General features: G+C 48.7%; 6 protein-coding genes. All 6 read right to left on the reverse strand.

The annotated features are described in order from the left end of the window. Nucleotides 1-215 precede the first annotated feature (215 nt). Nucleotides 216-584, reverse strand: a complete 369-nt coding sequence (locus ACN4EK_RS17970; RefSeq protein ID WP_431659460.1) for a hypothetical protein — start codon at nt 582-584, stop codon at nt 216-218. Nucleotides 585-834: 250 nt separating this feature from the next. Beyond that, nucleotides 835-1,218, reverse strand: a complete 384-nt coding sequence (locus tag ACN4EK_RS17975; RefSeq protein WP_431659461.1) for a response regulator — start codon at nt 1,216-1,218, stop codon at nt 835-837. 232 nt (nt 1,219-1,450) lie between these two features. Then, entirely contained in the window at nt 1,451-3,829 is a 2,379-nt protein-coding gene (locus ACN4EK_RS17980) for a response regulator (RefSeq protein ID WP_431659462.1), read from the reverse strand. A 78-nt stretch (nt 3,830-3,907) separates the two neighbouring features. Further along, on the reverse strand, nt 3,908-5,596 hold the full coding sequence (locus ACN4EK_RS17985) for a sensor histidine kinase (protein ID WP_431659464.1): 1,689 nt from the start codon (nt 5,594-5,596) through the stop codon (nt 3,908-3,910). 121 nt (nt 5,597-5,717) lie between these two features. Beyond that, on the reverse strand, nt 5,718-10,829 hold the full coding sequence (locus tag ACN4EK_RS17990; RefSeq protein WP_431659465.1) for a PAS domain S-box protein: 5,112 nt from the start codon (nt 10,827-10,829) through the stop codon (nt 5,718-5,720). A 23-nt stretch (nt 10,830-10,852) separates the two neighbouring features. Continuing rightward, nucleotides 10,853-14,500: a PAS domain S-box protein gene (locus tag ACN4EK_RS17995; protein ID WP_431659466.1), complete on the reverse strand. Its 3,648-nt coding sequence runs from the start codon at nt 14,498-14,500 to the stop codon at nt 10,853-10,855. Nucleotides 14,501-14,556: the final 56 nt, after the last annotated feature.

Consider the following 14,556-nt stretch of genomic DNA (forward strand, 5'->3'; position numbering starts at 1 on the left):
GTCGTAATACTATCTTTTTCTGAAAAATCCACTAGTAAAAACTTTGGTTCAGATTGGTGTAGTAGCTTACGAATGTAATAACTGGTCGTTGGTGAGAGTTTGAGATCAAAGGGCATAACGACGATCGAGGGTAGATGAACAAAAGCAAATAGAACAGATACTCAATACACAACTTATTCGCATCGGTGTAGCCAGTTAGGATAGCGTTTGTCCCTTTACGCTTCCTCCAGATATTTCGCTGCTACTAATTCCTGTGCGATCGCATCCGGAGCATTACTCTCTGAAATCGGTGAGCTGAGCGATCGTAAATTTAGCCATACGGAATAATGAGTTTTCGATACCGTGATACAAACTCCTATCCTCCGTTCCGTATGTTCGCAAGCCATGGCATACGCTTTCAAACGTTCCGCCAGTGGATAACTCTGAAAGTAAGTATATAAATCGTTGTTATAATACATCCCGCGTTGAATTGTCTGATGCCAATACTTAAACTGATTGACTAACCCTTCACTGATGACAGAAGGTAAGGTTGAATCAGTCTGATCTTCCGGCAAACATGAGGGTGTTTGGGATTGAGGTTGCATCAGTAGCATGGGGCAACAATTGATGAATGGGGGCACACCTGATTGGCAGACTCACTGGGAAGTTCGACCAACTAGGTAAGATGTTAGGTGTTAAATGTGACATTTGTGTGGAGGGCTAATGCTACCAGCCTTACGCTGCGCTTAGCCTTCTTCTACCCAGTTCATCAACGATTTAGACTTGCCACAGGATCAGCCTGATGCGATCGATTTCGGGTCGATCGCAATCAGAGTATTAACGCATTGCCTGACGCTATTCCGGTTGCCAATCAAGCACTTCTGCAATCTGATTACCCAACACGCCCGGATCAAAGGGCTTAATCAACACTGCCTTTGCACCTAAGGTCGCATATTGTTGCTGCGTCGCAATATTGCCGGTTGCCGTCAGCATAATTACTGGAATCAATTGAGTCGCTGGATTATCCTTCAACGTTTTCAGGGTGGTCATCCCATCCACTTCAGGCATGACCACATCTAAAAGAATGGCATCCGGTTGCTTGGCTTCCGCCAGTTCTACTCCTTCGTCCCCCGAAGCCGCCGTTAGCACATCCCACCGCTTGGTAATTTGCAAACTCATTTTGGCAATTTCGCGAATATCTGCCTCGTCATCAATAACCAGAATTCGTTTCGCACTCATAATTACCCATTGATATGAATCAGACTCGTGCAACCAGGAGGTGGGGGGGGTTGATAGAACTCTATCCTCTGCTAGCGGCGACCAGGGCAATGAGAGTTCAAAGTTGAACGGGGCAATTCTCCTACCAATCCAGCCGTAACCGATTTGAGAAACAGATCTCTAATTTTATTTTTTAACCCAGATATTATACAAACGATCGCCGCCTGAAACCCAGGCAGAGACAAGAAACTTATCACGCCAACAAAATTCGGTTTCGTCCAGCCGCTTTCGCTCGATACATGGCAGCATCTGCCGATCGGTATAGACTATTCAAATCTAGCCCATCCTCGGGGGCTTCTGCCACACCAGCACTGAAGGTTAACTGAAGCGATTGGATTAAATCCGGTGAAAAACTTTCCTGGCGGACGATTTGTAATACCTGATTCAGACGTTCTAGTGCCTGTACCTTTTTCATGCCATACATGCCGACTAGAAACTCTTCGCCCCCCCAGCGGGCCACTACATCTTCTCCCCGGAACTTCCGTTGCAAAATGCTGGCTAACTGCTTCAGCACCACATCCCCCACATCATGCCCATATTGGTCATTCACCTGCTTAAAGTGATCCAGATCAATGACGGCTAAACACATTGATTGATGGTAACGCTGAACGAGATTGAGATAACGATTCAGTTCTCTGGTCGATCGATGTCGGTTAGCGACCCCGGTAAGCGGATCGGTTTCTGCCAAACTGCGGAGCAGGCGATTGCGCTCCAGGCGATTAAAGATCCGGGTAACAACCTCCGGTTCCGTAAAGGGCTTGGCGACATAATCATCTGCCCCCGCCGTATACAGATTGAGAATGGTTTGGGTATCTCGACGAGCGCTAAGAAATAAGATTGGCAAACCACCCCACGCCGTATCGTTACGGATGACCCGACAGAGTTCAACTCCATTAATGTAGGGCATATCAACATCGAGAATCAGCAAATCGGGGGATTCCGTTTCTAGCAGGTTCCACACCTGGCGTGGATCGCTGAGGGTCAGGGGACGAATGCCCCACCGAGGCAAAAATTGCTGTAATAAATCCAGAATGGTCTGGTCATCATCCACCGCAAGAACCTTAATTTCGGGCGATTGCCGTTGCTTCAGGGTGTCATGCACCGCATCCAGTACCTGCGGTAACGGAGTTGATTTGGAGATAAAGCGATGACTGCCCCGCCGCGCCACTGCCAAGCGATCGGCAAACTCATCCCGCACCGTAAACACTAACACGGGCAGGCTGGGATATTGACTTGCCAATTCATCTAACAGCACTAACCCACTATCGAGGGGATCGGGAAACTTCAAATCTAATAAAACGACGCTGGGTAAGCGTTGAGCCACCTTAATTCTTGCCTCATCCACATCCACGGCAACTTCCACCTGAAGTCCCTGTTTCGTGCCTTCCATTTGCAGTTGTTGGGTGAGGGATAGATCATCATCGACGACTAACAGGATGGGAATGTCCTGTGACGGCTGGCTGATAACTCGCATTTCTGCCCGCGATCGCAAAGGTTCCGGCTGCACTGGGGATGACACGGGTTCATCCCAAAACGAGGATTGTGGAGGTTTTTCTAACTCTCGATGTAATGCCATTACCAGCGTTTCCAGTTCGGGAGCAGGTTGCTGACCCGTAAAAGACTGGAACCAATATTCGACTTGCCGACCTAATTCTGACCCGGTGGGAAACCCAAACATGCCCAAGGAACCTGCCAGTTTGTGAGCCACTCCTTCAGCCATTTGTCGTAGCTCATCCGTCAATTGCCCCTGTTGTAGTGCCACTAAGGCTTGATTCAGAATTGCCAGCCGCTCCAGCATCGACGGTTTGAACTGCTCCCAGGTGGCGATCGCTGCCAATCGAGCTTGTTCCGCCGTAGACTCCTGGGGTGCTTCGGGCACAGTCACCTCTGGAGCCAGTTCGCTCGGGGGTTTCAGACGATAACCCATGCCATACACCGTATCAATCATTTCCTCTGCCCCGGCCGCCCTCAATTTCCGCCGTAACCGTTTAATATGGGTTCTAACGGTTTCTTCCCCCGGAGCGTCATCAAATCCCCATAAATGCTCCAGAATAATGCTGCTACTAAAGACCCGTTGCGGGCTCCGCAAAAATAGCTCTAGCAAGCCATATTCCTTCGGAGATAGCGGCAGAACCTGTCCTTGATAGGTGACTTCGCAGGTAACTGGATCTAAGCGCAGATTCCCCCATTCCAGCACTGGAGTACCCGCCGTCTGCTGCCGCCGTAATAACGCTCGGATGCGAGCACAGAGTTCCTCGATCGTGCAGGGTTTGACAACATAATCATCGGCTCCCGCATCCAGGCCAACCACTTTATCGGAACTCTGCCCCTTTGCTGTGAGTAACAGAATGGGTTTGTGATACTGGTGTTGCCGTAGTCGCTGGCACAGCCGAATGCCATCCAGCCGGGGGAGGTTGATATCTAGCACAATCAAATCATAGGCAGCGGCTTGGGCATAATCCCATCCGACTTCGCCATCGGTTGCCACATCTACGGCATAACGTTGAGCGATTAACTGATTCGCCAAAGTTTGCGTTAGTATCTCGTCGTCATCGACCAATAAGATCCTCATAGCAATTCAGATTCCCGCTCTTAGTATCCTCTACTTCCATGATGCCTTGAGCGGTCAAATTATTTTACAGGTGACTGATTACAACCTTACCAAAGATTGTGAAATTGGAATTTCGATGCTGAATTCAGTGCCCCGATCGATCTGAGAATTGCAATTAAGCTGACCACCATGTTTTTCGACTACAATCTGGTAGCTGATCGAGAGTCCTAGACCAGTACCTTTACCCACAGGCTTAGTCGTGAAAAAGGGATCGAATAGTTTAGAACGGTAGTGTTCCGGGATGCCAGAACCATTATCGGCAATGCGGATTGCTACTCGGTGTGGAGAGACAATTTCAGTCCGAATCCGAATTGTTGGTTGCCGATCGCTCCACTGTGGTTGCTGGATCGCTTCCTCCAGGGCATCGATCGCATTAGTCAGTAAATTCATCAATACCTGATTGAGTTGACCGGGATAACATTCAACATGCGGTAATGTGCCATACTCCTTGACAATAGCAATTTCTGGATGGTCAGAGTTTGCTTTCAAGCGATTATGCAAAATCATTAAGGTGCTATCAATCCCATCATGAAGATTGACTAGTTTAAATTCAGCTTCATCCAGACGGGAAAAATTACGCAACGATCTGACAATTTCTCGAATTCGATCGGTTCCAACCTGCATGGAATTCAATAATTTTGGTAAGTCAGCTTGCAGAAAATCTAAATCTAAAGCATCAATTTTAGCTTGAATTTGCGGTGAGGCATAGGGAAACTGTTGGTGATAAAGCTGCACTAATTCCAGTAATCCCTGGGAGTATTCACCCACATAACGGACATTTCCATGAATAAAATTAATCGGGTTATTAATTTCATGGGCAACCCCAGCCACCAACACCCCCAACGCCGACATTTTTTCAGATTCTACCAAGCGCAACTGCATTTGTTTTAACTCAGTAAACGATCGTTCGAGTTGAAAGGTTTGTTCACGTAAACATAGCTCTGCCTGTTGTAGTTTGTCGATCGAAGCTTCCTTTTCTTTGACACTGGTTTGTACTTGATGGGCAAGTTGATGTCCATATAATGCGATACTCACCACAATCACCAGAATCGATGCCGCAATCCCATATTCATATTGTTTTAAAGCATTTGTTTCCTGTTTCTGTTGGTCAAAGACCTGCTGCTGAATCTCCGCCACATCCTGTCGTAATTTCGCTAACATTTGATGAACCTGGTAATACTTCCGATCCATCGTTGCCATGCGTTTACCCGCCGCTTCTGGCTGTTGACGTTGGAAATAAGTAAAAATCAGGTTTGCTTCACTCACCATAGCTGCCATCGCCCGATCGATCGCGGCTAAATCCTGCAATAACGGTGCAGCCTGCCCTGGATCGACATGGGCTTCTAACTCGTGGCGCAGTCGCTCAATGTGTTGCTTAAATTGTAATAAGGCAGCATTTAATCGTTGGGATTCTCTAGCCACATTTTGGGAATCAAATACATCATTGCCGGGAGCATTCACATCGGCTGCCAGTTGTCCTAATTCAGCATACCGATGCAGGCGAGTTGCCCAGGATTGGTTAATGTCAACGGATTGGGTATAAATATGCGTAATTTGGTGATTGAGATACAAACTCGCTGAAATCGCCAACACATCAAATGCCGCCAGCACATAGTAGATGTAGTGCCATTTCGGTTTGCGCGATCGCTCAACGGGGGCTGCCGACGATCGCTGTAACCAGTCTTTCCATAGAAGTTTATGCTGTGAACTCACCTGAGCTTGTGCCATCTCCTGGCTCCTTATCTGGACTGCTACTGAAACAGCCGTAGTAGTTCCGCCCAACATCGGGATAGAACGACTCGCTCATAGTTTAGTCAACAAACATGACAATTTTGTGGCAGTCAGACTTCTACAGCGACGAAGAGGGCGATCGCGGTTCGGTTAGTTGCACGATCACCTCAAATTTATAGTCATGCACTAACCCCGTTAAGCCCTCAACTAGCCTGGAGTGCTCTGCTGGAATTTGCTGAATCAGTGGATACACTTCCTCTTCATCACAATTTAATGCGGCTCGATACAAGGCTGTGATCCATTCAGTCGTCATTACCTGAAGCGCTGTTGCATCAAGCGGTAAATATGACTCAGTTGAGGAACTCAGCAAGCCCCCCGGAAGTTTGGGGCATTCTAGACTGGCAGCATCCATATCCGCATAGAGATACTCCAATCCTAAATGAGTCGCCATTTTGCTAAAGATCTCCGTATCTTGCAACGGTTTACTCATAAAGTCGTCACACCCGATCGCCAGGGCTCTGTCGCGATCGACGGTCGAAGCTTGAGCCGTCAGTGCAATAATTACCGTTTTTGGTGCAGTATCCGGTTGCAGCCGTTCAGTTGCCCGCATCGCCTGAATTGTTGCATAGCCATCCATTCCCGGCATCCGTAGATCCATCCAGATCAACTGCGGTTGCCATTGCTGCCAGATCGCGATCGCGGTTTCTCCATCGGTGGCCGCTTGAACTTCTAACCCGATCGCGGTTAATAGCTTTACTAACATCTGACGGTTTGTTGCTTGATCATCAACCACCAAAATTCGGTAAGCCGGTTGCTCTGGTGCTAACCCAATCACCTGCCGTTGCTCCAACTGTGCCGGAGTCTCTATTACCGTCGCTACCCGTACCGGAATCGAAAACCGAAACGTACTCCCTTGATTGATCTGACTACATACTGTAATCTCCCCACCCATTAACCGCACCAGCCTTTGGCTAATCGTTAACCCTAGTCCTGTCCCTTCTAAGGAAACCCGACCCGCTTGCGCCTGTGTAAACGCATCAAAGATGGTCGTTAGTTCCTCCACTGCAATCCCAACTCCGGTATCGATCACCTCGAACAGGAGCGTGATCTGCGGTGAGGAAGCAAAAGCGTTGCTTCTATCTCCCCCATCCTGAACATCCCGATCGCCACTGACTCGTAACGTCACATCCCCCGACTGAGTAAACTTAATTGCATTATTCAGGAGGTTGATTAAGATTTGCCGGAGTTTATTAGCATCAACCACGATCGCCGCCGGAAGATTGGGTGATAGTTCCAGATGGAATTGTAACCTTTTCGCCTTTGCCCGTTCCCGAAACATAGCTCGTAGAGTGCGTAACAAATCCACTAGATCAACGGTTTTCTCATCCAGATTGATTTGTCCGGATTCGATTTTGGATAAATCTAAAATGTCGTTAATCAAATTCAGCAGATGTTCACCACTGCGCTGCATAATCCGCAAGTTTTCCCGGTGTTCTGCCCGGAGGGAGGCATCTCGCTGCATCAGTTGGGCAAAACCAAGAACGACATTCAAGGGAGTCCGCAGCTCGTGGCTCATATTTGCCAAAAACAAACTCTTGGCATAGTTAGCCGCTTCCGCCGCTTCTTTTGCCTGCTGGAGTTCAATTTCGGCATATTTACGATCGCTGATATCCCGAATCATTAACAACACTTCGTCATCCGCACAGGGAATCACCCGCGCTTCCTCATAGTGGATAGTGTGATCAATCTCTAATTGATATTCATAAATTTGCAGGGTCTGAGTTTGTAAGGCTTGCTGCACATACCACAGGCGTTCCTCCGCCCGTTCTAGCGGCAAGTTATCATAAATGCTGCTGCCAGGTACCATTTGGCTGGGATGCAACAGCGTGATGTTGCCAGTATTTTGCACATCGACATAGGTGCCATCCCGGTGTATCCGAATCAGCAAATCTGGAATGGCGTGAATTAAAGCGCGGTTGGTGGCTTCACTTTGGCGGAGCGCTTCTTCAGCTCGCCTGCGATCGCTGATATCGGTGATTTGAATAATCAGATACAGTGGTCGTTGTTGTGGATCACGGAGTAAACCCACACTGACCAGCCCCCACAGGCTGCGGTGGTTTTGGGTGATAAAGCGCTGTTCTACCCGATAGCCAGTCACTTCTCCGGCAAACAGTTGTTTTGCAAACTCCAAGCCCACTCGATGATCATCGGGATGCACAATATCTTGCAACCGCAGGGATAGCAGTTCTGATTCGGAGTAGCCCAACAATTCACAGAGTGCAGCATTGACCTCCTGTAAGCCTCCCGCCGGAGAGACTAAACACATGCCACTCGATAGGGTATCAAATGCGCCCTTGAATTTACGTTCACTCTGGCGTAATGCTGCTTCGATCTGTTTCAGCGAGGTGATATCCCGAATACTGACGACGATTCCAGACACCATCCCCTCCGTATTCAGTTGGGGAGCATAGGTAATGTCAATAAACCGCCGACCAATCTTGGGGTAGGGGAACCACATCTGGTAGTTGACCACCTCACCTGTTAAACACAGCGCCATCCGTTCCTGGATGGGAGTATCAAAGAACAATCGTCCCATGATCTCTGGCACCGAACGACCAATCAGGGCTTCTGGAGCCCGACTTTGGATGGCAGCATACGCCGGATTAACGAGTTGATAGGTGTAGTTGCGATCGAGTAAACAAATGGCATCCGTGGTCGCTGCTACTACCTGTTGATACTGTTCCAGAGATTCTTCATAGTGTTTGCGATCGGTCAAATCAACCGTAATTCCACAAACGGCATAGGGTTCCCCCGTCGTATCAAACAAGGGAAATTTAGTTACCAACAGGTAACGCGTTCCTTGAGCAAAGGGAACGGATTCCTCAAAGGTGATAGTACGTTTTTCGGTCAATGCCGCCTGGTCACTGAGATGGCATTCGGCAGCGAAATCAGCCGGTAGTAGCTCGTAGTCTGTCATGCCTAACAGTTGGGTACGACTGAAGTTGGTCATTTGCTCGTAAGCAGAATTCACTCGTATATATCGACCCTGTAAATCTTTAATAAAAATTGCTAGGGGGGCAGAATCCAAAATCGCTTGTAACCGTTGTTCACTCTCTTGCAGGGCTAGCTCGGACTGTTTGCGATCGGTGACATCCTGCGCCAGCGATAGGATAGAGACTAACTGACCCGATTCATCGACTAGAACAGAGTTGTACCATTCGCAATAGATCACTGACCCATCTTTGTGATAATTGCGATTTTGACAAACGCATTTAATGCCATTGAGTAAACCCTTGGCATTCTGGTTGATATACGCCAGATCATCCTCATGAATAAAGCGCCAGTCATACATGGTTTTACCCATGACTTCGGCGGCAGTCCAACCAAATATTGTCTCTGCCTGTCGTGACCACTGTTGAATCCGAAAATTCTCATCCCAACGTACCGTTGCCAAAGGAGAATTATTAATATGATGGGTCAATTCTTGCAGTGCTTGTTGTAACTCCTTCTGCACCCGGACTTGAGCCAGTTCGATCGCCTTACGATCGCTGATATCCCGCAGGATGGTGACAATACAAGGCTGACCCTCCAGAGTGCAGAGTTCTGCCGATAGCAATACCGTTTTCACTGCCCCCGATTTCAGGCGAGTATCCGCTTCCAGGTTATAGACTTTACCGAGTTGTAACAACTGCTGCCGACACTGCGATCGTGCCTCCGGATCATGCCACAGCCCCAATTCCACCGTGGTATGCCCCAGCATCTCTGCCTGAGCATAGCCATAAAACTCCAGCGATCGCTGGTTGGCATCCAAAATGTGACCTTCTGCCAGCGTCAGAATCAGGATTGGGTCAGGGCTAGTTCGGAAGATGGTGGCAAATTTTTCAGTTGAACCGGCTAAATCTAGCTGAGCTTGCTCAAACAACTGCCGCACCTGGGCTGACATGAGATTAAACGATTCGGCAAGTTGCGCAAGTTCCCGAATTGAACTTTTGGTTGTCAGAACTTGATCCAGTTCCCCTGCCGCCATTGCCCGACTTGCCTGGTTGATCTGAGCAATTCGCTCTGTCACCTGTTTAGCCGTAATCAACCCTAACCCGATCGCTAATCCCAATGCCCCAATACACAGGAGCATTGTCGTGCGGGTATTTTCCTGAATATGCCCCAAAAAATCCGACTCCGGGATCGCCGTCACAATCAGCCAATCCAAGCCCGCCGGATCCCGATAGGGAGTAACCTGGACGAAGTGGCGTTGCTGCTCGATCGTCACATTAAGTTGTTGCGGCGTTTGCAACTGCTGTAGATGACCAAATTGCTGGGCTAAGGCTTGAGCAATATTCTGAGTTTTGGAGTTCTGACTCTGCTGGGCTAGTAATTGTTTTGGTTGTCCCTGCTTGGATTGAATATAGGGGGTTTCTAAGGTGGAAGTGGCAACCACCGCACCCGATCGGTCAACAATAAACACCTGCCCCGATGGCGAGATCACCAATTGATGAAGAAACGCACTGATTTCTACTAAATAATTATTCGAGCTAAATACGCCTTGAAATTTTCCGGCGTTATAGACTGGCGCTAAGGCAGGTAGTTGCAGGGTCGGCAGAATATGACTGACTGAAATAGCTGCCCAGCCTGGTTTTTGCATCTTTTTAGCATCACGATACCAGGACAATTGCCGAAAGTCTTCCTGGAGGGTATAGAACAGTTTCCCAGGTTTGCCTTCAGCATCCACTCCGTAAAACTGTCGCTGCCCCCGATCGCTGACTGAAAGATATATCGTACCCGGTGCTAAAGGCTGACCCGTTAGTTTGCTTGCAAACCGCCACTCCTGCTCTGATAGAATTCGCCCATAACTCATGGCTTTGCCTTGCTCATGCCAAAACCCCGTCGAACTCAGCAAAGGATGGAGGCTCATCTGTTGCCATAATTGTTGCTGAATTTGGTTCCAGTCTTGTAGATTTAGAGTGCCTTGCTGCACCTTAAACTGATTGACAATCAGGGCTTCCTGGGAGGTGTGTAAGTATCGATCCAGGCGATCGCGAATTCGTTCTCCCGTGGATGCCATCATTTGGTTCGCCAGATCTTCTACCGCCCTTTGCCCACTCTGGAACGACAGATAACCCACCAGTCCCACGGCTCCCACCGTTTGCACCACAAATGGCACGACCAAAACCAGAGGCAATGGCGCTTGCATCCAGGAACAGCGCAACCAACGACGTTGAGGAGAGAGAGACATGGAACCACACGAGTAACGATGGATTAGGCAGACGGAGAGTTGGCTTGAGCGAGTTGCACGATCACCTCAAATTTGTAAGCTCGCGTTAAATGGGTTAACCCTTCGATTAATCGAGTCTGTTCGGGAGGAATTTGCTTGATCAGGTGTGATACAGCTTCATCATCACAATTCAACGCCGCTTGGTATAAAGCCGTGATCCACTCTGGCGACATCACTTGTAAGGCAGTAGGTTGCAGTCGTGTCCGGGATGACCGTTCCTCAAACCCCAACCCCAACCGGAACGAATCTGGTGTTAATTCCGGAGCGATCGTGGCGGCTATCCCATCTGCCCAACCAACGGGGATCTGAAACTTAAACGTACTCCCCTCACCTAAAAGGCTACAAACCGTCAAATCACCTCCTAGTAATCGCACCAGTTTTCGGCTAATCGTTAATCCTAATCCTGTACCCTCCATTGCCGCTTTCCCCCCTTGAGCCTGGGCAAACGCATCAAAGATCGTAGGGAGTTCTGTCGCCGCGATGCCAATTCCGGTATCTTCCACTTCGCAGTAGAGCGTTAGAGAGGATGGGGGGGATGGGGAAGATAGGGAGGATGGGGAAGATAGGGAAGATAAAGGAACTACTGCCTCACCTCTCTCACCTGCCTCACCGCCTACGCCAACCCCCACTCTTAGCACCACCCTACCCGTTAGAGTAAATTTGATGGCATTACTGAGCAAATTGATCAAAATTTGGCGGAGTTTACTGGGATCGGTGACAATATAGCGCGGTAGGTCGGTGGTAAGTTCTACCTGAAACAGCAAGTCTTTTTGTTCGGCTGGCTCCCGAAATATATCCTCTAAAGTCTGGAGGAAATCAAGGAGATCAAAGCTTCTCTGTTTCAGCGTCAATTGACCCGCTTCAATTTTAGATAAATCCAGAATGTCATTAATTAAACTCAGCAAGTGATCACCGCTACGATGCATAATGCCGAGATTGTCTTGATATTCCGGCTTCAGCGAGGTATCTCGATACATCAGTTGGGTAAAGCCGAGAATCACATTTAACGGAGTTCGTAATTCATGACTCATGTTGGCTAAAAACGCGCTTTTGGCTTGGTTGGCGACTTCTGCCGCTTCCTTGGCTCGTTGCAATTCCAATTCTGTTTGTTTGCGATCGGTAATATCCAGTGCTGTTCCAAATAACCGCATCACCTGACCCTGGGCATCCCGTCCTACCTCTCCTCGCCCCTCATGGTAACGAATTGAGCCATCGGGCAGAATGGCAGTGTAGTCGATCGTATAGGGAGTCCCGTGGGCGATCGCGGTAGTGACGTACTGTTGTAATGTTTCCCGATCGTCAGGATGAATCATCTGCAAATACTCCGGATAGGTCGGTTCGGGTTGCGCCGGATCTAGCCCAAACATGCGATACAGTTCATCGGACCAGGTAATCTTTCTAGACCGCAGATCAAACTCCCAATTGCCAATGTGGGCAATGCGTTGTGCTTCTAGCAGGACAATTTCACTCTGCCGGACTTGGGCTTCGGTGCGTTTAGCTTGATCAATATCCAGCACCACACCCAAAACGTAATCCAGGTCACCCGCTTCCGTATAAACTCCTCGTCCTTTGGTCAACCGCCAGACTACACTACCGTTGTTTAAGCGATAGCGGTATTCGGCAGTAAAGTCTGTTTTCGTGGCTAGTGCCTGTTGAATCGTTTGGTCTACTGACTGGACATCATCCGGCTCAATGCGATCGCTCCAGGTTTGATACAGATTCTCTAATCCGGGCAGCAATTCCAGTAGCTCATACATTTTGCCACTCCAGGCATACTCACCGGTACTCGGCTGCCACCACCAGGCACCAATTTGGGCAAACTCTAAAGTGAGGAGAAGTTGTGCTTCGCTCTGCCGTAAGGCTGCCTCGACTCGTCGCATCTCTGTAACATCGGTGACTAATCCTTGATAGGAATGCAGCTTACCCTGATGGTCATAAATACAGTGAAAGACATCCCGAACATACCGAATTTCGCCATCCGGTCGCACAATGCGATAGGTGATCTCCGTTCGTGGCGGTAAGGGGGCTGCTAAGAACATGGTTTGAATAACTCGCTCTACATCATCTGGATGAATGCAGTCGAGAAACCCCTGGGGTTGATTCATTAAGAAGTAGCCGCCAGGACGACCAAAGATGGTTTCAACAGATGGGTTAAGGTAAAGTACCTGATAGTCAGGATTGAGTAAATAAATGCCATCTACCAGGTTCTCAGCGAGCGATCGATACTTTTGCTCCGATTTTTGTAGTGCAGCTTCCGCCTCTCGACGTTCCGCCTCAATCCGTTTGCGATCGGTAATATCCCGGACAATCATCAGCACTTCATCGGCATTAATGGCGGCGGTGCGAATTTCTTCATGGGACATCTGTCCCTGTTTGGCAAAACAATGCTCGCGGGTTTGTAATGTGTTTGTTGCCAATGTCTGCTCGATGATTTCTAATGTTGATGCCAAAATCTCGGGCGGCAACACTTCAGCAATATGCTGCTTGACTGGAATATATTTATCTGCCTCTAAATCGATCGGCAGAATACAGTCCAAACAAGTTCCATCCCGCCTGATTCGCAGTAATAAATCAGGCATCGCCTCTAGCATGGCACGATTCTGGGCTTCACTCTCCTGTAGCTCCAGTTCCAACCGTTTGCGATCGGTGATATCCCGCACTAACCAGCGCCAACCCATTAAAGCATTGGATTGATTGTAAATCGGCGTAACGGTGACGGCGGCAATTAATGGTTGTCCTTGCCGTGGTTGCAAGGTAAATTCCCCAGTCTGTTTCTGTGGCTGTTGCTGCCATGCTGTCAACTGGTCGCGAAACCTACGAATTTGCTCAGAAACCACAAAAACAGCCAAGGGCTTCCCAACTAAATGCTGTGACGGGAGCGCCAGTAAAGCGGCTGCCGCCTGATTAGCCTCTTGAATCGTGCCATGGGTATCAGTGACTAAATACCCATCTGGAGCCAAGTTAAACAGATCATGATAACGTCCGCGTTCAGCTTCCACTACCCCGTGAAGTGCTTCCAGGTGATGATTCTGCTGACGCAACGTGTCGGCAGACACTCGTAGTTCTTCCAGAGACACCTGTAATTCTTCCAGAGTTTTGGTGAAACCATTAGCCTGCTCCTTCAAGGTCATTTCCAGCTGTTGATTCAATGTTCGTAAGTGCTGATTGAATGTTGCCTGCCGGACTATGACCGCTCCCAGGAGAAGCTGTTGTTGCTGTTGTTGGTCAATCTGTTGCTGTAAGGTGTGATGTTGAATCACTTGTTGCACAGTGCATCGGAGCCGATCTGCCGTTAAATATTCCTTGATCACATAATCGAATGCCCCCTGCTGAACGGCTTGCACCGCGATCGCTTCCTCAGCCAAGCTTGCTACCATTACCACAGGGATTTGGCTGAGTTGAGTCTGTTGCTGCAATTCCCCTAACCAATCCAGTCCGGTAACATCTGGCAAGCCACATGCCAGCAGAATCACATCAGGGAAGCCTCGCTGACACCATTGCAAGGCTTCCCTACCAGAACTAAACTCTTGAATTGCATAGGTATATGACTGATCTGACTCAAGCACCTGTTGGTAGGTCACTCGTTCCGCGATCGCCGCATCAACAATCAACACACTATAGGGATAGTTCATCAAACTAACAGCAAATAATTAAGTCACCAACACTTCAGACGATCGTTTAACCTCTA

It is taken from the genome of Pantanalinema rosaneae CENA516, from assembly GCF_050753385.1.
Taxonomy (GTDB): domain Bacteria; phylum Cyanobacteriota; class Cyanobacteriia; order Leptolyngbyales; family Leptolyngbyaceae; genus Pantanalinema; species Pantanalinema rosaneae.